The 20,732-nt window shown below is 71.9% G+C and carries 19 protein-coding genes and 2 pseudogenes; 8 read left to right on the top strand and 13 right to left on the bottom strand.

What is annotated here, in order from left to right; translation table 11 throughout:
* Positions 1-50: 50 nt before the first annotated feature.
* Positions 51-227: pseudogene (locus BZZ08_RS20120) on the bottom strand (cupin domain-containing protein); the annotation flags it as partial.
* Positions 228-522: 295 nt separating this feature from the next.
* Between BZZ08_RS20120 and BZZ08_RS20115 the strand changes: the two are divergent.
* Entirely contained in the window at positions 523-1,404 is an 882-nt protein-coding gene (locus BZZ08_RS20115; protein ID WP_104633649.1) for an RNA polymerase subunit sigma, read from the top strand.
* Positions 1,405-1,446: 42 nt separating this feature from the next.
* Here the strand turns inward: BZZ08_RS20115 and BZZ08_RS20110 are convergent, their stop codons facing one another.
* Entirely contained in the window at positions 1,447-2,373 is a 927-nt protein-coding gene (locus BZZ08_RS20110; RefSeq protein ID WP_241965518.1) for an RNA polymerase sigma-70 factor, read from the bottom strand.
* A gap of 382 nt (positions 2,374-2,755) precedes the next feature.
* Between BZZ08_RS20110 and BZZ08_RS20105 the strand changes: the two genes are divergently transcribed.
* Positions 2,756-3,022 carry a WhiB family transcriptional regulator gene (locus BZZ08_RS20105; protein WP_104633647.1) on the top strand — a complete coding sequence of 89 codons (267 nt, stop codon included), beginning with the start codon at positions 2,756-2,758 and terminating at the stop codon, positions 3,020-3,022.
* Positions 3,023-3,121: 99 nt separating this feature from the next.
* Here BZZ08_RS20105 and BZZ08_RS20100 read toward each other — a convergent pair whose 3' ends face one another.
* The 3 genes from BZZ08_RS20100 to BZZ08_RS20090 form a co-directional block, all read right to left on the bottom strand.
* Complete coding sequence (locus BZZ08_RS20100; protein ID WP_104633646.1) at positions 3,122-3,718, bottom strand: YceI family protein; 597 nt, start codon at positions 3,716-3,718, stop codon at positions 3,122-3,124.
* A gap of 110 nt (positions 3,719-3,828) precedes the next feature.
* Positions 3,829-4,575, bottom strand: a complete 747-nt coding sequence (locus BZZ08_RS20095; protein WP_104633645.1) for an SDR family oxidoreductase — start codon at positions 4,573-4,575, stop codon at positions 3,829-3,831.
* Between the two features lie 155 nt (positions 4,576-4,730).
* The gene (locus BZZ08_RS20090; protein WP_104633644.1) at positions 4,731-6,461 is read right to left on the bottom strand and encodes an L-aspartate oxidase; all 1,731 of its coding nucleotides are present in this window, start codon (positions 6,459-6,461) and stop codon (positions 4,731-4,733) included.
* A 174-nt stretch (positions 6,462-6,635) separates the two neighbouring features.
* On the opposite strand from BZZ08_RS20090, the pseudogene fdxA reads away from it, so the two are divergent.
* Positions 6,636-6,947: pseudogene (gene fdxA / locus BZZ08_RS20085) on the top strand (ferredoxin); the annotation flags it as partial.
* A 105-nt stretch (positions 6,948-7,052) separates the two neighbouring features.
* Here fdxA and BZZ08_RS20080 read toward each other — a convergent pair.
* Both BZZ08_RS20080 and BZZ08_RS20075 read right to left on the bottom strand, forming a co-directional pair.
* Entirely contained in the window at positions 7,053-7,550 is a 498-nt protein-coding gene (locus BZZ08_RS20080; protein WP_104633642.1) for an Ohr family peroxiredoxin, read from the bottom strand.
* Between the two features lie 122 nt (positions 7,551-7,672).
* On the bottom strand, positions 7,673-8,569 hold the full coding sequence (locus BZZ08_RS20075) for an RNA polymerase sigma-70 factor (RefSeq protein ID WP_104633641.1): 897 nt from the start codon (positions 8,567-8,569) through the stop codon (positions 7,673-7,675).
* A 255-nt stretch (positions 8,570-8,824) separates the two neighbouring features.
* Here BZZ08_RS20075 and BZZ08_RS20070 point away from each other — a divergent pair, with 255 nt between their 5' ends.
* Positions 8,825-9,445, top strand: coding sequence for a DUF5134 domain-containing protein (locus BZZ08_RS20070; protein WP_104633640.1), 621 nt, complete (start codon positions 8,825-8,827; stop codon positions 9,443-9,445).
* Positions 9,446-9,451: 6 nt separating this feature from the next.
* Here BZZ08_RS20070 and BZZ08_RS20065 read toward each other — a convergent pair whose 3' ends face one another.
* From BZZ08_RS20065 to BZZ08_RS20045, 5 genes are all read right to left on the bottom strand, one after another.
* The gene (locus tag BZZ08_RS20065; protein ID WP_104633639.1) at positions 9,452-10,855 is read right to left on the bottom strand and encodes an aldehyde dehydrogenase family protein; all 1,404 of its coding nucleotides are present in this window, start codon (positions 10,853-10,855) and stop codon (positions 9,452-9,454) included.
* Complete coding sequence (locus BZZ08_RS20060) at positions 10,855-11,955, bottom strand: AMP-binding protein (RefSeq protein ID WP_104633638.1); 1,101 nt, start codon at positions 11,953-11,955, stop codon at positions 10,855-10,857. Before BZZ08_RS20060 ends, BZZ08_RS20065 begins: the two co-directional genes overlap by 1 nt.
* Positions 11,956-12,043: 88 nt before the next feature.
* Positions 12,044-12,787 (bottom strand): PIG-L deacetylase family protein, encoded by a 744-nt coding sequence (locus tag BZZ08_RS20055; RefSeq protein ID WP_104633637.1) that lies wholly within the window; start codon positions 12,785-12,787, stop codon positions 12,044-12,046.
* Entirely contained in the window at positions 12,784-14,046 is a 1,263-nt protein-coding gene (locus tag BZZ08_RS20050; RefSeq protein ID WP_104633636.1) for an NAD(P)/FAD-dependent oxidoreductase, read from the bottom strand. Before BZZ08_RS20050 ends, BZZ08_RS20055 begins: the two co-directional genes overlap by 4 nt.
* A 147-nt stretch (positions 14,047-14,193) precedes the next feature.
* The gene (locus tag BZZ08_RS20045; protein WP_104633635.1) at positions 14,194-14,958 is read right to left on the bottom strand and encodes a class I SAM-dependent methyltransferase; all 765 of its coding nucleotides are present in this window, start codon (positions 14,956-14,958) and stop codon (positions 14,194-14,196) included.
* 180 nt (positions 14,959-15,138) lie between these two features.
* On the opposite strand from BZZ08_RS20045, the gene BZZ08_RS20040 reads away from it, so the two are divergent.
* From BZZ08_RS20040 to BZZ08_RS20025, 4 genes are all read left to right on the top strand, one after another.
* Positions 15,139-16,077, top strand: a complete 939-nt coding sequence (locus BZZ08_RS20040) for a 2-hydroxyacid dehydrogenase (RefSeq protein ID WP_104633634.1) — start codon at positions 15,139-15,141, stop codon at positions 16,075-16,077.
* Positions 16,078-16,416: 339 nt separating this feature from the next.
* Positions 16,417-18,036, top strand: a complete 1,620-nt coding sequence (gene qcrB, locus BZZ08_RS20035; protein WP_104633633.1) for a cytochrome bc1 complex cytochrome b subunit — start codon at positions 16,417-16,419, stop codon at positions 18,034-18,036.
* 238 nt (positions 18,037-18,274) lie between these two features.
* Entirely contained in the window at positions 18,275-19,120 is an 846-nt protein-coding gene (locus BZZ08_RS20030; RefSeq protein WP_104633632.1) for an alpha/beta fold hydrolase, read from the top strand.
* A 107-nt stretch (positions 19,121-19,227) separates the two neighbouring features.
* Positions 19,228-19,719 carry a GNAT family N-acetyltransferase gene (locus BZZ08_RS20025; protein ID WP_104633631.1) on the top strand — a complete coding sequence of 164 codons (492 nt, stop codon included), beginning with the start codon at positions 19,228-19,230 and terminating at the stop codon, positions 19,717-19,719.
* A gap of 90 nt (positions 19,720-19,809) precedes the next feature.
* On the opposite strand, the gene BZZ08_RS20020 is transcribed toward BZZ08_RS20025, so the two are convergent.
* The coding region (locus tag BZZ08_RS20020; protein WP_104633694.1) for a 2-oxo acid dehydrogenase subunit E2 at positions 19,810-20,732 on the bottom strand (923 nt) is incomplete at its 5' end.

Genomic DNA, 20,732 nt, shown 5'->3' with positions numbered 1-20,732 from the left:
CCGCGCGTCACTGCGGTGTGCAGTCCGGGTCAGGGGAGGCTGCATCAGGGGAAGGTGCCCTTCTCGTGCACCCCGTCGGAGGCACAGGTCGCGTCGAAGTGGCTCGACGGCCCCCGCTTGACGTAGGCGTACAGAGTGCCGTCGTGGTACGGCCACCCCGTCGCCTGGGCGGAGGGGATGGTGATCCCACGAAGGACGTAGTCCTTGTCGCCGATGGCGCGCAACATGTGGACATGCTGATTCCTCGCGGAAAACGGGTGTGCGAGAGGCCGCCACGGGTAGGTGGACCGCATGGCCGGCCCGGCCGCCACAACACACTGTATTGATGCGGACGCAACGTCGGACAGTGAGAACGTCGTGAAGGTGTGTCTCGTTGCGGGGGAAGGAGATTTCCGCGCAGGCCAGGGACATGGATGCGGCCGTCGAGGTGCCGCGGGTAACCTGGCGATGCGCGCGATGCGGGAACCGCGTGCGGGAGGACGAGCCGTCACAAGGACGGGTCGTTCAGGAGGAGGAGACGGTATGGAGCCAGTGGTTGACACCATGCCGATCGGGGAGCTGCTCGACGAGCGGCGGCACCTGCTGGACGTCGCGCACTGGATGCTGGGCAGTGGCATCGTCGCCGAGCACGTCACCGACGAGGCGTACCGGGAGTGGTACGCGCTCTCCGAGCACCAGCGCGACCGCATAGGCGCGCCGCGGGCCTGGCTGACCCGGGTCGTGGGCAGCATCTCCCTGGGACGGCTCGCCCTCTCCGATCGTGACGGGGGCCCACAGGGTCCCGTGGGCGTGAGGAGCCGTGAAGCGTCCGGCCCGGCTCCGGAGGACGATCTCGACGCGCTGTGGGCCGGGGCGTTGGACGCGCTCACACCCGCCGAGCGAGCGGCTCTCGTACTCAACGACGCCTTCGGCAGCGCGGCCTCAGACCCCGTGAGCACTGCGGGACCGGCAGGCCGGGACCGGCCGGGACCGGACACCCGACCGTCGGACAGAGCCCGGCACAGCCTCCGGGCCAGGGCCGCACGCCCCACGCCACCACGCGTCGAGGACGAACTGGTCGACGCCGTACGGCAGGCGTGCGCCGACGAGGACGCGGACCGGCTGGCCGCCCTGCTGGACCCCGACGCCGTCGCGTTCTACGACGGCGGAGGCAAGGTCCGCACACTGACACGGCCCGTCGTCGGCGGCCCACGGGTCGCCCGGAGTCTCCTGACCCTGCTGGCCCGGCACCCGCGCACCACTCTGCACACCCGTCCCGTCAACGGGCGCACGGGTCTCGTCGCACGCTACGACGGCCAGGTCGCCGCAGTGGTCTGCCTCGACCTGGCCGGCTCACGCGTCGTACAGGTGTGGGTCGTCCTCAATCCGGACAAGTTGCGCTCCTGGAACCGCCCCCGCGCCTGACCCGCCTCGGCCCGCGCCCGACACACCACGTCAGTGGCCCGCTCAGACGCAAAGGGCCGCCGCGCTCTGGTGACGGGTGCGGGACTGCAGGAAAGCGGTGATCTTGGCCGGGTTGAAGACCCACATCACCTGGTGGATGCCGCGGGACGTGGCCGCGACCGTCATGAAGGTGGCGGGCCGGCCGTCCCGGTGGATCAGGATGCCGCCGCGTCCGTTGGCCTCGACCGGTTCCGCCTCGACCGTGGGCCAGAACCGCGGATGCGCGGTGGACAGGTTCGCCACGCGGGCACGGCCCAGAACGGGCACCCGAGCCGCTCCCCTGATGCCGTTGCCGTCGGACAAACTGACCGCGTTCGGGGTGAGCAGCGCCTCCAGTCCGGCGACGTCGCCCTGCCGGGCGGCGGCGACGAACGTCTGGAGCAGCGTCCGGTGCTCGGCCGCGTCGACGCTGTCCCGCTGGTCCTCGGTGAGGTGTTTGCGGGCCCGGCTCACGATCTTGCGGACGTTGACGGGGCTGAGACCCAGGATGCGCGCGATGTCGGGGTAGGCGTAGTCGAAGGCCTCCCGCAGGACGTAGGCGGCGCGTTCGGTCGGGGGGAGCTTCTGCAGCACCAGGAGCAGGGCGAGTTCCAGTGCCTCCGCCCGCTCGGCACCGACCTCCGGGTCGTTGCTGGTGTCGACGGGCTCCGGCAGCCACGGACCGATGTAGGTCTCGCGGCGGACGCGGGCGGACTGGGCCACGTTGATGGCCAGCCGGGTGGTGGTGCTCGACAGGAACGCGGCGGGGCTGATCACCACGGTGCGGTCGGTCCGCTGCCAACGCAGCCACACTTCCTGGACGACGTCCTCGGCCTCCACCGCACTGCCCAGCACGCGGTAGGCGATGCCGAAGAGGCGGGGCCGGAGTTCGACGAAGACGGAAACGGCCTCGCTCAGGTCGCCTTCCACGGGGGTCGCCTCTGGATGCATGATCCCGGGTCTCCGTTTCTCTGTTGCCGGTGTCTGCGGAGGCGGCCGGACGACGCTTCGTCCGACCGCCGGAGCGCTGGCCCGGCGTACTGAGGGATCGGCAGGGCGCGGTGCTCACCTTCGCCCCGAACGACCGGCGGCGCCGACGTTTCGTTACACCTTTGTGCGGGCTTTTTTCCGCTGATCTTGAGGACCGGCGCACGGCCGTTCCCGGAGCCGGTCCCGTCGCTGCGCACCCGCGGCACGGCGCATGTCACATTCGCACCGACAGCCCGGTCTTCCATGGAAAGCGACCGTGTGCACCCCGAATTCCCCCCGCATTACCCCCGGTCGACGAGCCACCCCCCGAACCGGTATCCGTTTCTCGCACAGGAGACAATTCATGGACTGGCGTGCAAGGGGCCTCTGCCTGACCGAGGACCCCGATCTCTTCTTCCCGATCGGCGGTTTCAACAGTGGGCCGGCGGCGATACAGACGGACGAGGCGAAGGCAGTCTGCCGCCATTGCCCCGTCACCCGGCAGTGTCTGGCGTGGGCCGTCGACGCCGGGCCGGTCGAGGGGATCTGGGGAGGCACCACGGAAGGGGAGCGCCGCGCCCTGCGACGGCGCGCGGTGCGCGCTTCGCGCGCGACGGAGAGCGCCGCCTGAGCGGCCGGACGACGCGCGGGCGTCGGCCGGACACCGATGCGGGTGGGCGGGGATGGTCGACAGCCGGGACCACCACCGCCCACCCGCATCGGCGTCCCGTCAGGCCGCCGCGTCCTGCTCTGTCCGTATGGCCGAGATGTCCAGGGTCAGCGTCACCTTGTCGCTGATGAGCACACCCCCCGTGTCGAGCGGTGTGTTCCAGGCCAGCCCCCAGTCCGAACGCCGCAGGGTGGCGGAGCCCGCGAAGCCGACTCGATGGTTGCCGAAGGCGTCGTCACCGGCCCCGCCGAAGACGACGTCGATGTCCAGGGGCAGTTCGATGTCCTTGATGCGCAGGCTGCCCGTGAGGCGGTACTCGTCGCCGCCGAGCGGGGTGATGCCGGTGGAGTGGAAGGTCATCAGGGGAAACGTCGCGGAGTCGAAGAAGTCGGGCCCCGCCAGGTGGGCGTCGCGGTCCGCCGCGCCCGTGTCCATGCTGTCGGTCTGGACACTCACGTACGCCTTGGATCGGGACGGGGCGGAGCCGTCGAGTACCAGGAGGCCTTCGAAGCGGTCGAACCGGCCGCGCACATTGGTGATCATGGCGTGCCGGACGGAGAAGCCGATCGTGCTGTGGACCGGGTCGATGGTGTAGGCACCGGTCACGGCCGGGTGCACACCGAGGGCCGGGGAAGTGGCGTGGTCGCGCTGGATCATGATGGTGAGTTGGCTTTCTGTGACGAGAGGGGCCTGCCGCGCCGCGGTGCGGACGACAGGCCCCCTGTGATGGGTGCGGACCCCTCGCACGGGACCCGCCACCCGACGACTCAGTGCTGCTGCGCGAGCCAGTCGGCGAACCGCGTCTCGGCGATGTGCGCGTCCGGACCGGGGAGCAGCGTGGTCTCCTGCAGCTCCGCGCCGAAGTACGGGGCGTGCACGTCGGTCACGACCTGGCGCGGGTCCTTCTTGGCGGCCAGTCCCTTGCGGATCAGCTCGTCGAGCTGGAACTCCTCGGGGCCGGCGACCTCCACCACCCCGCCCACGGGGGTGCCGACCGCGGTACGGCCGACGGCGGCGGCCACGTCGTCCGAGAAGATGGGCCGGATCTTGGCCGGGGCCAGCCGGACGGTGTCACCGTCGGTCGCCGCCTCGGCGATGCCCTTCATGAACTCGAAGAACTGCGTGGCGTGCACGATCGAGTACGGGATGCCCGAGTCCTTGATCAGACCCTCCTGCGCCTGCTTGGCGCGGAAGTAGCCGCTGTCCTGGAGCCGCTCCGTGCCGACCACGGAGAGCGCCACGTGGTGGGTCACACCGGCGTTCGCCTCCGCCTTGAGGAGGTTGGTGGTGGAGGTGCGGAAGAACTCCATGACGGCGTCGTCCGCGAAGGAGGGCGAGTTGGAGACGTCGATCACGACGGAGGCGCCGGTCAGGACCTCGGCCAGGCCCTCGCCCGTGAGCGTGTTGACCCCGGTGTTGGGAGCGGCCGGCACCGCCTCGTGGCCGTGCTCGTTGAGCTTGGCGACCAGCTTGGAACCGATCAGTCCGGTACCGCCGATGACTACGACCTTCATGGGAATGTCCTTTCGGGATGTGCGTTGTCGCCTGCACCAGACAAGACCGAATGCCCACTTGCTCTGTGACAAGGTGAACTGCCTCTTCGGTGTTCTGGCGTTTCTGGCGCTTCTGAAGTTCAGGCGTTATGGCTTTTCCGGTGGTCGGAAGCCTGTTACTCGACGAGCTTTCCCTCGGTGGACACGTCCGCCATGAGGGAAGCGATCTCATCCGGGACGTCGGAAATGTGCTCGTGGGTGATTCCGGTCGTCGGAGACCAGACCAGGTTGACGCGGAAGGCGGGGTCCATGTCGGGGAAGTCGCTGCGGTTGTGACAACCACGGGTCTCCCGGCGTTCCAGTGCCGCTTCGAGGGTGGCGCGGGCCGCCAGGGCGGCCGACTTGAGGTCGAAGGCGTGGGCGAGGTCCTGGAAACCGGCGATGTCGGGATGGACGCCGACGTTCTGCATGCGTTTCTCGATGGCGTCCAGCTCCGCCAGACCGGTGCGCAGACCCTGTTCGTCCCGGACGACACCGGCGTGCTCGGTCATGGTGTTGCGGACCGCGCGCTGGAGCGCCCGGACGTTCTCGGGCCCGTCCGCGGCGAGCAGCTCGTCGACCTCGGCGCGCGCCTCGGCCACCGCGGTCGCGGACCGGGGCTGCGCGGTGAGGGATTCCGAGTAGGCCGCCGCGGCCTGGCCGGTGATACGGCCGTAGACGAGGAGTTCGATCAGGCTGTTGCCGCCGAGGCGGTTGGCGCCGTGCAGACCGCTGGCCGCCTCGCCGATGGCGTACAGACCGCGGACGTCGGTGCTGTGGTCCTCGGGACGGACCCAGACGCCGCCCATCGAGTAGTGGGCCGTCGGAGCCACCTCGATTGGTTCACGGGTGATGTCGAGCATCTGCAGGTCGAGGAGCGTCTGGTAGACCCGGGGCAGCCGGTTCATGATCGTCTGGCGGGGCAGATGGGAGACGTCGAGCCAGACCCCGCCGTTCGCGGTGCCCCGGCCTTCCTTGATCTCGGTGTACGAGGCGAGGGCGACGCGGTCGCGCGTGGACAGTTCCATGCGCTCGGGGTCGTAGCGGTTCATGTACCGCTCGCCGAGGGCGTTGCGCAGGATGCCGCCCTCACCGCGGGCGGCCTCGCTGACCAGGGTGCCCGCGGCGTTCTCCGGTTCGATGATGCCGGACGGGTGGAACTGCACCAGCTCGGGGTCGCGCAGGCGGGCCCCGGCTTCGACGGCCAGGCGGAAGGAGTCGCCGGTGTTCTCGTCCCGGCGCGACGAGGTGCGGCGCCAGATGCGCGTGTGCCCGCCGGCCGCGAGGATCACGGCATCCGCGTGGACCAGGTGGCGGGTGCCGTTGGTCAGGTCGAAGCCGTAGGCCCCGAAGACGGCACCGTCGTGGACCAGCAGACGCGTGATGTAGACGCTGTCGAGTACCGGGATGTCCAACTGGACCGCGCGCCGGATCAGGGTGCGCTGGATCTCCAGGCCGGTGTAGTCGCCCGCGAAGGCGGTACGGCGGAATGTGTGGGCGCCGAAGAAGCGCTGCGAGATGCGGCCGTCCCCCTCGCGGGCGAAGGCCATGCCGTACCGCTCCAGGTCGTCGATGCCCAGGGCCGCGCCCTGGGTGACGATCTCCGCCGTACGGGGGTCGCCGAGCAGATAGCTCTCCTTGAGAGTGTCCGCGGCGTGCTGCTGCCAGGAGTCCTCGGGGTCCATCGTGGCCAGGGCCGCGTTGATGCCGCCGGCCGCCAGGGACGTGTGGGTGTCCTCCTTGGGACGTTTGCCGACGGCGATGACGTCGACGCCGGCCTCGGCCAGTTCGATCGCCGCCCGCAGGCCGGACCCGCCGGTACCGATCACCAGCACCGTGGTGGAAAGACGTTGTTCGGTGAGAGGCACGCTTGCTCCCGTCGCTCTGGGTGGTCACTGACTAGGACCACGTCGGGCGGCGGTCTGTGACATCGGCGGCGCACGCGTGTCACAACGTGCCGGGGTCCCCGGTCATCTGGACGAACCCGGCGACCGTGCGACAAGGCGCCGGGAGATGTCCGACGGCCGAAGTGGAGAAGACGGATGACGTACGTCATCGCACAGCCCTGCGTCGACATCAAGGACCGGGCGTGTGTCACCGAATGCCCCGTGGACTGCATCTACGAGGGCGCGCGCACGCTCTACATCAACCCGGCGGAGTGCGTCGACTGCCATGCGTGCGAACCCGTCTGCCCCGTGGAGGCGATCTTCCACGAGGACGATCTGCCGCGGCACTGGGCGCACTACCTGGCCGTCAACGCGGAGTACTTCGACGAGGCGGCCTCACCGCCGCGGGCACGGTGTGACGCGGTCGGCGATCATCCGGTGGTCGAGGCACTGCCCCCGCAGAGCGGGCCGCACAAGAAGGAGATCTCCTTCTTCACCGTCCGCAAGGAGGAAGCGGCCGACGCGGATCTGTGGTTCCCCTCCTGACCGGCCGTCGCCACCGAACGTGCCCGGTCAGGGGGCGAGTGTGATGGTGGTGGGCGTTCCTCTCCACGCCATGCGCGCGTAGGGGCACAACGCGTCGGCCTTCCCGATCAGCTCGTCGGCCGTCGCGGGATCGACACCGGGCCACCGCACCACCAGATCGACGCGCAGCAGGTAGCCGCCGTCCTCCGGGGCCCGGCCGAAGGCGACGGTCGCCGCGACGGAGATCGCCGCGGGGTCCAGCGCCTCCTGCCGGGCCAGCAGGCTGAGCGCGCCGTGGAAGCAGGCGGCGAAACCGGCCGCGAAGAGCTGTTCGGGGTTGGTTCCCCGGCCGTCACCGCCCAGCTCGGCCGGCACCCGCAGGTCGAGGTCCAAGGCCCCGTCGGCCGAGCGTGCGTGGCCGGAGGCCCGCCCGTGCGAGGCCGCACCACCGTGGACGGTCACCGTGGTGGTGTAGATGGGCGAGAACTCCTCCCCGTCGAAATCCTTCTCGGTCGACAGGGTGGGCAGCTTGATCCGCTCGGTCACGGCATGGCTCCGGTGTCGTCGTGGTACGCGCTCCCGGCAGGCGTCGGGACTACTGGATGACCGACGAGCGACCGTTGTTGTGACGCCTGCCCCGTCGGCGGCCGAGGACCCCCGACCGCAGGTCAGTCGCGCAGGGAGGCCACGTAGGGCGCCAGTTTGGCCGGGTTCATCACCCACATGAGCCGGTCGATGCCGTCCGCCGAGATGTCGGCGGTCAGCAGGGCGACGGCCTCCTCGCCGGAGAGGACCAGGACGGCCGGCCGCCCGTTCGCCTCGACCCACCGGACCTGCGACTGCGGCCAGAAGCGCGGAGCGAAGGCCACGAGGTAGTGCGAGACGTGGGGCAGCCCGATGACCGGGATCCTCGACGCGCCGCGCATCCCGTTGCCGTCCGTGTAGCTGACGACGTCGGCGGTGAGCACGTCCTCCAGGACCGACAGGTCGCCCGTCCGCGCCGCGGAGAGGAAGACCTCCAGCAGCCGCCGATGGGCTGTCGGGGTAACGGCCTCCTTGCGTTCGGCGGCCAGGTGCTTGCGGCCCCGGCTCACCAGCTGGCGGGTGTTGGCCTCGCTGGTCTCCAGGATCTCGGCGATCCGTCCGTAGGGGTAGTCGAACGCCTCCCGGAGCACGTAGGCGGCGCGCTCCACGGGGTTCAGCTTCTCCAGGAGCAGCAGGACCGCCATCTCCAGGGCCTCCGCCCGCTCCGCGCCCAGGTGCGGATCCTGCGTGGTGTCGACGGGCTCGGGAAGCCAGGGGCCGACGTAGGACTCCCGGCGCACCCGCGCGGACTGGGCCACGTTGATCGCCAGCCTGGTGGCGACCGTGGTCAGGAAGGCAGTCGGTTCGTGCACCTTCGAACGGTCGGTGCTCTGCCACCGCAGCCAGGCCTCCTGCACGACGTCCTCGGCCTCCGCCGCACTGCCCAGGACCCGGTACGCGATACCGAAGAGCTGCGGGCGCGCCGAGAGGAAGTCCTTCGTCGCCTGGTCAAGGGTGCCGGGTGGGGCGCCAGCGTGCATGGAACATCCCTTCTGGCCTCGTGCACCCCATGCTACAAGCGGGCACGGACGGGCGCGTCGGCGGAGGGGCGGGCGCACGCCTGCACCCGGATCCCACGGGTGGCACACCGTGGCAACGGGTCTCCCTCGGCCCCGCACCGTCGTCGGCAGACCCTTGTGTCCGGCCGTCTCGCCCGCCCGGGGCCGTGCCCTGTCACGGATCGATCGCGCACCCGGTCAGGACAGCGAACCGCCAGGGACCAGAAGGGGCACACCGTGTCGGACAGGACGCCGGCTCTCGATGCCGTGCACGGCATGCTGACGCTGTTGTTCGCCGCAGTGGCCCTGCACGTGCTGTGGCACGGTGTCCGGTCACCGGGTGCGGTCCGCCGTGACCGTCTGGATCTCCTCCTGCACTTCACCATGGCGGCGGCCATGGCGTCGATGCCCTGGAGTCTCGGCCCGCCCCTGCCCGGCCGGGCCGCGACGGTGTTCTTCACCGCCGCCACGCTGTGGTTCCTGCTGACCGCCCGTACGGCGGCGGTGTTCGCCGACCGGCTGACGCCCGCCGTCGGGATGGCGGCGATGGCCTGGATGTCGCGGACCCCGCCCGGCGCCGCCGCCTCCGAAACGGTGGCCGCCGCGAGCGTCCCGGCCGCGCACCACACCGCGGCCCATGGCCATGCCGCGGGCGCCTCGACGACGGCGACCCTGGTCACCGTCGGACTGACGGTGTATCTCCTCGGTTGCGCCCTGCGGTCGTTGACGCGCCCCATGCCCGCACTACGGACCGCCACGGGCCCCGCGCACCGCGCCGCCGCGACGGACCCGTACGGGTACGTGCGCGACGGCGCGATGTCGCTGGGGACGGCCGTGATGCTGCTGCTGCCCCACTGACCGTTGTCACCCGACTTCGAACCCGAGCCCGACCACGGCCTTGCCGCGCATCAGGAAGTCCGACAGGTAGCCGTCGTGGGGCACTCCCGGAGCCATCCAGTACGTCGGGTGGTCACCGGCGTACACGTTGGCGATGGAGGGTTCCGCCACCAGCGCGTCGAGCAGCGCACGATCGCGGGAGAGGACGGAGAGCACGAGTGTCCCGCGCAGCGGGGCGATTCCGTCCGAGCGGCTCCAGGGCGCCACCCACACACAGGGGAAGGGGAGTTCGGTCCGCACCTGCGGGGCACCGGCGTCGGCGACCTGATGGACGGCCGGCCGCAGGACGGCACTTCCGTCCCCGAGGTCGTCGACGACGCCGTCACCGCCGAGCCAGGCGCGGGTCCCCGCCGCCACCGACCTCAGGTAGGAGTCGAGGGCCAGGGCCCGGTCCAGCGGGTACACCGGGAGAACCGCCCGGGCGTCCTGCGGCGGCAGACCGGGCAGTGGGGACAGGCGCGCCGCGAGGGCCTCGGCGAGCGGTGCCGGGTCGCCCTCGACGAGGACGGCGGTGGTGTTGACGCACGCGGTGCCGGCCTCGTCGGCGACGGAGGCGACGATGGTGTCCAGGTGCTCCCGCCAGTCCGTGTCCGCCGTGATGAGGATCTTCGTCCGGCCGGGCCCCTGGGGCAGCACGCGGGCGTCATGGGCGTAGCGGGCGACGACCTCGTCACCGCCGTACACCACCGCGCGGTCGGCGCCGCGGATCAGCGTCTGCGCGGTCCGGTGGTCCGTGGGCAGCAGCGCCAGCCGGTCCCGGCCGACGCCCGCCCGGTGCAGCGCGCCGACCAGGCGGTGCGGGGTGAACGGCTCGCGCCGCGACGGCCGTACGGCCACGCGGTAGCCGAGGGCCAGCGCCTCCAGCCACAGCCGGTGGACCCCCGGATGATTGCCGGAGGCGTTGACCGCGAACACCTCGCCCCGGCGGGCCCACACGGCGTGCCCGGACCCGGGGGAGGGATCCCGGCGGTCCCGGACCGTTCCGCGCGGCCTGCCCTGCTCGGCGGAGGCACGGGCGCGGGCGACGAACCCCGCCGTGCCGCGGGTCGCGTCGCGCACCACGGTCAGCGGGGTACCGGAGGTGCGGCTGACCAGGTACTCGTACTCGCGCACGCCCAGCCCGCCGACGGTGCCGGTGGCGAACTCCTCGGCGGCCGCCTCCAGCAGCGCGTCCAGGCCGGCCGCCGGGACCGGCCCGGCCTTGCGCAGCGCGGCCAGCGTCCGGTCGACGTACACCGGCGGCACCAGGCTCAGCCGCGCCACCTCGGCACCGGACACATCCGTCACGGTGTCCGGCACACGGGTGCGGTACGGGCCGCGGGGGCCCAGGGCGTCCAGGTACACCGGCGCGGCGACATCGGCGGCGGCCATCAGTACACGCCCTCGATCACGGCCTCGCCCCGCACCGTGGGCACCGGCGCCACGTCCGCCACGGCGTCGCCCGCCTGACCGCCCGCGGGCCGGACGCGCACGGCCGTGTCGCGCTCGGCGTTGTGGGGGATGAGCATCGACTTGCTGACGTGGCTGACGATCACCTGGCCCCGCTCGCCGAACCCGACGCGCTCCCCGGTGGCGGGGTCGACGACCGACAGGAACACGTACGGCGACACCGGGTCGAAGACGCAGGGCTGCGAGGCGTCCAGACCGGGGCGTTCGAGCAGCGCGGTGAGCATCATGGTGTTGCCGTACATGCCGATCAGCGGCACCTCGGGGAAGACCTCCGTGGCCAGCAGGTGACGGGTGTCGGGGTCCATGTGGGTGCCGCCCCAGACGATGGCCCGAACCGAACCGTTGATCCGCTCCAGGAGGTCGTCCTCGCGGGCGAAGCGCTCCAGCAGGGGCGTGGTGGCGGCCAGTACCCCGATGTCCTGGGTCAGCAGGATCCGCCGGCACTGTTCGACGAGGTGGTCGGTGTAGGACTCGACCTCGTCGCCGCGGCCCGTGGCGATCAGCTTCCGCACCCACCGGGGGTCCATGTCGATGCTCAGTCCCGGGCCGCCGAGCGAGGCCGCCGCCCGTTGCAGCACGTCCCCCACCAGATGCGGACCGGTCGGCGCCACGGTCAGCCACTGGGCACCGACGGGCAGGCCGTGCTCCCGCAGACGCCTGTCGACCTGTGCGGTGCTGTGCCGCATCCAGTCGTCGAGCTGGACGACCCGCTTGGGCGCCCCGGTCGTCCCGCCGCTGTCGAAGACGTTGAGCAGTCGGGCGTCGCCGCCGTAGCCCCGAGGAATCAGGTCCGCCACCGGGACCTGGCGCAGTTCGTCGCTCAGGTCGGGGAAGAGCGCCAGGTCGTCCACGCCCTTGACGTCCCGCCGCGGATCGAAGGCGAGCCGTTCGGCCCGGTCCAGCCAGTAGCGGGAGCCGGTCTCCGGGTCGAAGTGCCAGCGCACGGCGGCGCGCACGAACTCGTCCGGATCGACGCCGTCGGACGGTCCGGCGTCCAGGACGGCGGGGGAGTCGTACGTCATGATCGGTCCTTCCTCGGCACGGGCCCGTGCGGCGCGTGCGGCGGGCGGGAATGCCGACGAGAGGCGCGCGGGGTGCGCGGGCGCCCGGTCATCGGCTGAACAGTTCGAAGGCGACGGCGGGAGTGCCGGCGAATCGTGCGCGGTGGACGCCGGTGCTCTCGCCCAGGAAGCGGCGCGCGTACGTCTCGGGGTCCTCCTCGGTCAGGGATTCGAGATAGGTCCGGTGCCGCAGCAGGGACTGGACGCCCTGTTCGAAGCCCGCCTCGGCGGACACGGCGTGGGACGGCGTCGGTGAGTTGGCGACGGCCACCCAGCGGACACCGTTCCAGGGCGGCAGCCCCTGTCCGGCCAGTTCCGGGAAGATCCAGCGGTTGCCCGCGTCCGCCGCCGCGTCCAGCACGGCGCGCCCCACCGCCACGTGGTCCGGGGTGTTCCAGGCCCCGGCGGCCCACGTGTCCCGGTGGTTCAGCGTGATCACCAGCTCCGGCCGGTGACGCCGTACAGCGGCGGCGATGTCGCGGCGCAGGGAGACGCCGTACTCGATCACACCGTCCCGGTGGTCCAGGAACTCCACCGCACGGACACCGACCGCCGCGGCGGCGGCCCGCTGCTCCGCCTCCCGCAGGGCGCCGGCCCGCCCGGGATCCAGGGTGTCGATGCCGGCCTCCCCGCGGGTGGCGAGCACGTACGTGACCTGCCTGCCGTCGGCCACCCAGGAGGCCACGGCGGCCGAGCACCCGTACTCGAGGTCGTCGGGGTGGGCCACCACGGCCAGGGCCCGCCGCCAGTCGTCCGGCATCGGGCGCAGCGGTGCGGGAGCGCTGTCGGTCACGCCTGGTCTCCCGCCGGTCGCGCGTGCGGGGGAAGCAGGCTCTCCAGCGGGACCGAGGGGTCGGCGAGGGCGGCGTCGTCCGTCTCCGCGCGCGACTCGACCAGGGCGCGGATCGTCCCGATGACGTCCCACAGGTTGACGCTCATCCCCGCCAGCACCCGGTCGCCGGACATCCAGAACGCGAGGAACCGCCGCTCCTCGCGCGACCCGCGGAAGACGACGCGGTCGTAACCGCCCGGTTCGGTGTACCCGGTGTACTCCATGCCGAGGTCGTACTGGTCGGTGTAGAAGTACGGCAGCCGGTCGTACACCGCGTCGTGGCCGAGCATGCTCAGCGCGGCGGTACGGGGCTGGTGCAGCGCGTTGGCCCAGTGCTCCACGCGCAGGTGCCGGCCGAACCGGGGGTGGTAGGCGTTGGCGACGTCGCCGGCGGCGTGGACACCGGCGGCGGAGGTCCGCAGATGGGCGTCCGTCACGATGCCGTTGCGCACGTCGAGGCCCGCCTCCTCGGCCAGGCGGACGTTGGGCGTGATGCCCACCCCCACGACCACGGCGTCGGCGGGCAGGTGGGTTCCGTCGGCGAGCCGGACCCCGTCGACGCGGCCCCCGGTTCCGGTGACGGCCTCGATCTCCGCACGAGGCCGCAGGTTCACACCGTGCTCCCGGTGCAGACCGGCGAAGACCTCGGCCGCCTCCCGGCCCAGGACCTTCAGCAGAGGCAGCTCACCGTGCTCCAGCACGGTCACCTCCGCGCCGGCCGCCCGGGCCGCCGCCGCCGTCTCCAGCCCGATCCAGCCACCGCCGACCACCACGATCCGGGCGCCTTCGGTGAACGCCTCCTTGAGGCGCTCGCTGTCGCCCACGCGCCGCAGGTACAGCACGCCCTCCAGGTCCGCGCCCGGCACCGACAGGCGGCGCGGCGAGGAACCGGTGGCCAGCAGCAGACCGGCGTAGGGCAGGCGCCGGCCGTCGTCCAGCGTCACCGCCCGGCCACGCGCGTCGACGGACGTCACGCTCGTGCCCAGGAGCAGATCGACGTCGTGCTCCCGGTACCAGCTCTCGGGGTGCACGTGGAGGGACTCGCGGTCCTCCTTGCCCAGCAGGTACCCCTTGGACAGCGGCGGCCGGATGTACGGTCGTTCCCGCTCGTCCCCGATCACGAGAAGCGGCCCGTCGTGGCCGTGCTCGCGCAGCTCCTCCGCGGCCTTGCCGGCGGCCAGGCCGCCCCCGACGATCACGAACGTCTTCGCACGCGGCATGAGATCCCCGTCCCAGTCTGTGAGGCGCACACGGACCGAGTGGTCCGGTCACTCTTCAGACCGGGCGACGACACGCGTTGTGACACCGTGGCACGGGCCCACCCGGCCCTGTGCTCCGGGAGTTCGCCGCCCGCCCCGCCCGCCGGTTCACCGGCGGACCGGCCGCGTCACGGCCAGAACACGCGGATCACCGTGCCCCGGCAGCGGGACGAAGCCGTGCCGTGCCAGGTCGTCAACGATCCGAGCGCGCGAGGCGGGCCACATCCAGAACGACTCCGTGTGCTCCCGCAGCACACGCCGTCCACTGCGCACCCAGTAGTCGACACGTGTGCGGATGCGGTATCCCGCCGCGGACATCGTCATGCGTCCGCCGTACACGTGCGCGCCCACCCGCTGCTCCGGCAGGCGGCGCACGATGTCGCGAGGGGGCAGCAGCGCGGGCGGCGGCTCCAGGAAGAGCGTGCCCCCGGGGGCCAGGGCCGCATGGACCGCGGGCCACAGCGCGTCCCGCGCGGCCGGGGGGAGACAGGCGACCGTGTTGTGGCACACGGCCACGTCCGCGGCCGCGTACAGCGCCGCCTCGTCCAGGGCGTACGGGTGCACGGTCACGCGCTCGCGCTGACGCGCGGGCAGGGTGGCGAGGCGGGTGAGCAGGGAGGTGCGCATGGCTCGCGCGGGCTCCACCGCGTGCACGTCGACCGCGGACTCGGCCAGGCTCATCAGCGTGACCCGGCCGGTCCCGGCACCGATGTCCAGCACACCGCGACGGGCCCGCGCGACGTGTCGGCCGTAGAGGTCGCGGACGCGTGCCGCGTCCCGGTCGGCCTGAAGGATGTCGTAGAACTCGGCGGTCACGGCGTAGGAGTCCGGGTCCGGCCGGGACACCGGTGCTTCGGTGATGACGGGGTGCATGTCCAGCTAGACAACGTGTGAACCGGGCCTGTGACAGCGGGTGCCCCGCGAGGGGCCCGGCCCGAGCGGGTCCGAGGTGATGCCCGTCACGGGGGCGGGCTGTCACAAGTGCGTGGCACACGCAGTCAGTCCTCCGGGTTCCGGCTCGCGGAACCCGGAGGGAAAGCAGAACACGCCGTCATGACCGTGAGAACCCCGCAGGTATGGCTGCCCGCCCAGTTCGCCGATCTCGCCGACCTGCCACCAGGACTGGAGTACGCCCGCTGGGACGGCCGTTCGGCCTTCCCGTCGGACCCGGCGGAGGTGGAGTTCTACGCCCCGCCGCTGACCAAGGACATCGGTGTCATCGGCAGGCCCCTGCCCCGCATGACACGTCTGCGTGCGGTGCAGGCCCTCAGTTCCGGCACGGACGAACTGCGCGCGGAGCTGGACCGGCTCGCCCGCCCCGTGACCCTGTGCAACGCGGGCAAGGCCCCCGCTCCGAGCACGGCCGAACTGGCCCTGACCCTGATCCTCGCCTCGCTGCGGGGCATACCGGAGTCGGTCCGCGCCCAGGACGGCGGGACGTGGAGACCGGAGGTCTTCCCGTCCCTGTACGGGCTGTCCGTGCTCATCGTCGGCTACGGCGCCGTCGGCTCCGCGCTGGAGGAGCTCCTGGTGCCCTTCGGATGCGCGGTGACCCGCGTCGCCGGCGCGGACCGGGGCGCACCCCGGGGCCCCGTCCGCTCCGCCGCACACCTGCCCCGGCTCGTGGCCGACGCCGATGTCGTCGTGCTGTCCACCCCGCTGACCCCGCAGACCCGTCAGCTCTTCGACGCGGGCATGCTGGCCCGCATGAAGGACGGCGCCCTGCTCGTCAACGTGGCACGCGGGGCCGTGGTCGACACCGATGCCCTGCTCAAGGAGGCCCACGAGGGCCGGTTGCGGGCCGCGCTCGACGTGACCGACCCCGAGCCGCTCCCGCCGGGACATCCGCTGCGGGAGACACCCGGCGTGCTGATCACGCCGCACGTCGGCGCGTTCACGTCTTCCCTGTGGCCCCGTCTCGAACAGCTCGTCCGACGCCAGTTGAGCCGTTTCGCCGCGGGTGAGGAGCTGGAGAACGTCGTGTCCCGCTGACGCCCGGACCCGGGCGCGGGCCACGCCGGGGCCGTCCCGCCGCTGTCGTGCCCGGGTGACACCGCGCATGTCACACCCGCGCCGTCTCGCCGGTCATGGTGACGACAGCAACACACGAATCATGCCGAACAGCACGGTGCCGGATGAGTCGGATTCATCGCGCCATACGTGTGCCGGACGGTCTTCCCGGTCGGGCGATCCGCGAGGGCCCCCACACCCCCGCCACGGGCGCACGGCGGCCGGAAGCCCTCGCGCCGCGCCACTGCCGCGGATCCGCGGCCAAGCCCGCCACCGCGGCGCCGGTGAGCCGCGGGTGACGCAGAAACGAAGGGTGAAGAGATGGGCCACGACAGCCGGCCGGTGGAGCCGGAGCAGGAGCGCACGGGGGAGAGGCTCGCCCGATGGGCGGACAGCCGGCTGGGCCGACGCCGTGGCGCGCGCTCCGTCCGGCGCCTGGTCTTCCCCGATCACTGGTCGTTCATGCTCGGTGAGATCGCGCTCTACAGTTTCGTGATCCTGCTGATCACCGGTGTCTATCTGAGCTTCTACTTCCACCCCTCCTCCGACCTCGTGGTCTACCAGGGCGACTACACCCCCTTGCGCGGGCAGTTGGTGTCGGAGGCCTTCGACTCGACCCTGCACATCTCCTTCGACGTCCGCGGCGGCCTGCTCGTCCGCCAGGCACACCACTGGGCTGCCCTGGTCTTCGTCGCCGCCGTCCTCGCCCACCTGCTGCGGATCTTCTTCACCGGCGCGTTCCGCAAGCCGCGGGAGCTGAACTGGGTGCTGGGATTCGGACTGCTCGTCCTGGCGATGTTCGCGGGTCTGACCGGCTACGACCTGCCGGGCGACCTGCTGTCCGGCACCGGCCTCCAGGTCGTGAACGGCACGATCCTGTCGATCCCCGTCGTCGGGACCTACCTGTCGTTCTTCCTCTTCGGCGGTGAGTTCCCCGGCGACGACCTGATCGCCCGCTTCAACGCCCTGCACGTCCTGGTCATCCCCGCACTCATGGTCGTCCTCATCGTCGGCTACGTGGTCCTGGCCCTGCGCCACCGGCCCGCGCAGTACCCCGGACCCGGCCGCACCCGCGACAACGTCGTCGGTCTCCCGGCCAAGGTGTACGCCGTGAAGGCCGCCGGCTACTTCTTCCTCGTGACCGGCGTGATCTTCTTCATGGCCGCCGTCGCCGAGATCAACCCCGTCTGGGACTACGGCCCCTTCCGCCCCGACCAGGTCTCCGCCGGATCCCAGCCCGACTGGTACATGGGCGTCGCCGACGGACTGCTGCGCGTCATGCCCGGCTGGGAGATCGACTTCTGGGGCCACACCCTGGCCCTGGACAACCTCCTGCCGCTGCTGACCGGGGTGCTGCTCTTCCTGGCCATGGGGGCCTATCCGTTCCTGGAGGCCTGGGTCACGGACGACGACAGCGAGCATCACCTGCTGGACCGTCCCCGCAACCGCCCGGTGCGCACCGCCCTCGGCGTGGCCTGGCTCAGTGTCTACTCGGTGGCCCTGATCGGTGCCGCCAACGACATCATCGCCACCCGCCTGCACGTGTCCGTCAACGACGTGACCTGGGCCGTGCGGGTCGGCCTCCTCGTCGTCCCGGTCCTGGCCTTCCTCGTCACCAAGCGCGTGGCACTGGGACTCCAGCGACGGGACCGCGACCTGGTGCTGCACGGCCGCGAGACCGGCGTCATCAAGCGCCTGCCGCACGGCGAGTACGTCGAGGTGCACGAACCCCTCGACCCGGCGCGACTGCACACACTGACCGCGTACGAGCAGTACCGGCCCCTGGACGCCGCGTCCGCGCGCGAGGGGGACGGTGCCGTGCCCCGTCGCACACAGCGCCTGCGCAGCGGGCTCAGCGGCTTCCTCTACGGCCCCGGCACGCAGGTCCCCAAGCCCACGGCGACCGAGCACGAGTCGATCACCGGTCGACACGGGTCCTGAACCCCCGAGGTGACGCACCCCGGCAGAGGTCATCTTCACACCATGTCACGCATGGGGCGGGTCTCCGGTCTCAAAGGTGAAAAGGCGACACAACGTACGGCCGGCGGGACCGGCCCGCCCCCGCGGCGGTCGGCACCGCGCACCCACGCCCCGTCGGCCCGAGCGCCCGCCCTCTCCCGCGAGCAGCCCCATGGGTGCCGCGAACACCGATCACGATCCCGCCCGAAAGGCATGCGACATGAACCGCACCTCCCGCATAAGCCGAACCCACACGACGATGACCGTCCTGGCCGGCGCCGGTGTCGCCGCCGGCCTGCTCGCCACCACGATCGCCCCGGCCTCCGCCGACAAGGGCGGCCCCGCCGACCGCGGCGACAAGCCCACCGTCGTCCTGGTCCACGGTGCGTTCGCCGACTCCACGAGCTGGAACGGCGTCATCGACAGGCTCCGGCACGACGGCTACCCGGTCGTCGCCGTCGCCAACCCGCTGCGCTCCCTGAGCGGCGACTCCGCCTACCTCAAGGACGTCCTGGCCGGAATCGAGGGCCCCGTCGTGCTCGCCGGTCACTCGTACGGCGGGTCGGTCATCAGCAACGCCGCCACCGGCAACAAGAACGTCAAGGCGCTGGTCTACCTTGCCGCCTTCCTCCCCGAGAAGGGCGAGAGCGCGGTCGACCTGTCCGGACGGTTCCCCGGCAGCACCCTCGGCGAGGCGCTGCGCCCCGTGCCGGTGACGAACGCCGACGGTTCCCCGGGCACCGACCTCTACATCCAGAACGACAAGTTCCGCCATCAGTTCGCGGCCGACGTGCCCCGCAACAAGACCGACCTCATGACCGTCACCCAACGTCCGGTCACCCAGGAGGCCTTGGGCGAGGGAGCGGCCGAACCGGCCTGGAAGACCATCCCCTCCTGGGTTCTGGTCGCCACCCAGGACCTCAACATCCCGCCCGCCGCCCAGGAGTTCATGGCCCGGCGGGCCGGTGCCCGCACCACGGAGGTGCGATCGTCCCACGCGGTGAGCGTCTCGCACCCCGGAAAGGTCACCGGCGTCATCGAGGACGCCGCCCGCTCGGTGCGCTGAGAGCGCACCCGGTGATCGAAGGGCCGGCGGTGCACCGCCGGCCCTTCCCCGACCCCGCACCGTGTGCGTGTCGCGCACCCGGTTCCCGGCCGCCCAAGGACGGACTCATGCGCCGCGAACCGCGGATCATCCCGATAGGCCCCGGCCAACTCGCCCGCACCGTGGCGATGCACCGCCGCTGCTCGCCGCGGACCCTGTGGAGCCGCTACCACCGGGCGATGGCCGACCCCCGCACGTATGTGCCCACTCTGCTGTCCCGCCCCGGATCGGTACACCTGGCCGCCCTGGGCGCCACCGGCCGCATCGTCGCCGTGGGCCATCTGATGCCGGTTCACACGGCCGTCGAGGCGGCGCTGCTGGTCGAGGACTCCTGGCAGGGCCGTGGACTCGGCACCCGCCTGCTCCACCACCTGGGCGAGCACGCGCGGGCCGGCGGCTGGACGACGCTCTACGGTCTCTTCCTGGCCGGCGACGAGCGGATCGACGCCATGCTGCGCCACGCGCCCCCTCCTGTGCAGCGCAGGGAAGAGGGCGGCACCGTCACCGCCTGGGTCCGGGTCCACGACCTGGTGGCCCACCCGACCGTCCCCCGACGGTGACGCGCGCGGGCGCCGTCAAGCTCCGCCTCCGCGGCATCCGCCGCCGACGGAAAAGCCGGTGCGGGCGTCGCCCGCACCGGCTTTCCTCGCTCACGCAGCGGCGTCGGGGTACAGGTCGTCCTCGAACGCCGCCGACTCCAGGAGCGCCTTGACCGCCGTCAGGTAGCGGGCCGCGTCCGCCCCGTCCACCAGCCGGTGGTCGTACGACAGCGACAGGTGCACCAGGTCCCGGACGCCGATGACCTCCTCGTCACCGACGCGCACGACCCCCGGCCTCCTGACCGTGGCGCCCACGCCGAGGATCGCGGCCTGGTTCGGCGGCACGATGACGGTGTCGAACAGCGCGCCGCGCGAACCGGTGTTGGAGATCGTGAAGGTCGCGCCCGACACGTCGTCGGGGGTCAGGTGACCACCGCGGGCCCGGTCGGCGAGGTCGTGGACGGCCCGGGCGAGCCCGGCGACGGTGAGGTCACCGGCCGCCTTGACGACCGGGGTCATCAGACCGGCCTCCGTGTCGACCGCGATCCCGATGTTCTCGGTGTCGAAGTAGGTGATGGTCCCCTCGTCCTCGTTGATCCGGGCGTTGACCACCGGATGCGCCTTCAGCGCCTGGGCGGCCGCCTTGACGAAGAAGGGCATGGGGGAGAGCTTGAGTCCCTCGCGGGCCAGGAACCCGTCCTTCGCCCGGTTCCGCAGGCGCATCAGCCGGGTGACGTCGGCCTCGACCGTCGAGGTGAGCTGCGCCTGCTCCAGCAGCGCCTTCTTCAGGTTGTTGCCGATGGCCCGGCGGATACGGGTCATCGCAACCGTGCGGCCGCGGAGCGAGGACGCGTCGTCCGCCGGGGCGGCGGGAGCCGCGGGTGCGGAGTGCACCGGCGCGGGCGCGGGGACCCGCGGGGCCGCGGGCGCGGGCGTCGGCGCGGGGGAAGCCGGAAGGGAGGACGCGGCAGGGGGCACGAAGGGCTCAGACGACGCCGGAGCGGGTGCCGGTGCTGAAGTGGGCGCCGGAGCCG

The sequence above is a fragment of the Streptomyces sp. MH60 genome (assembly GCF_002939385.1).
Classification (GTDB): domain Bacteria; phylum Actinomycetota; class Actinomycetes; order Streptomycetales; family Streptomycetaceae; genus Streptomyces.
This window is presented reverse-complemented; position numbering and strand designations above follow the sequence as displayed.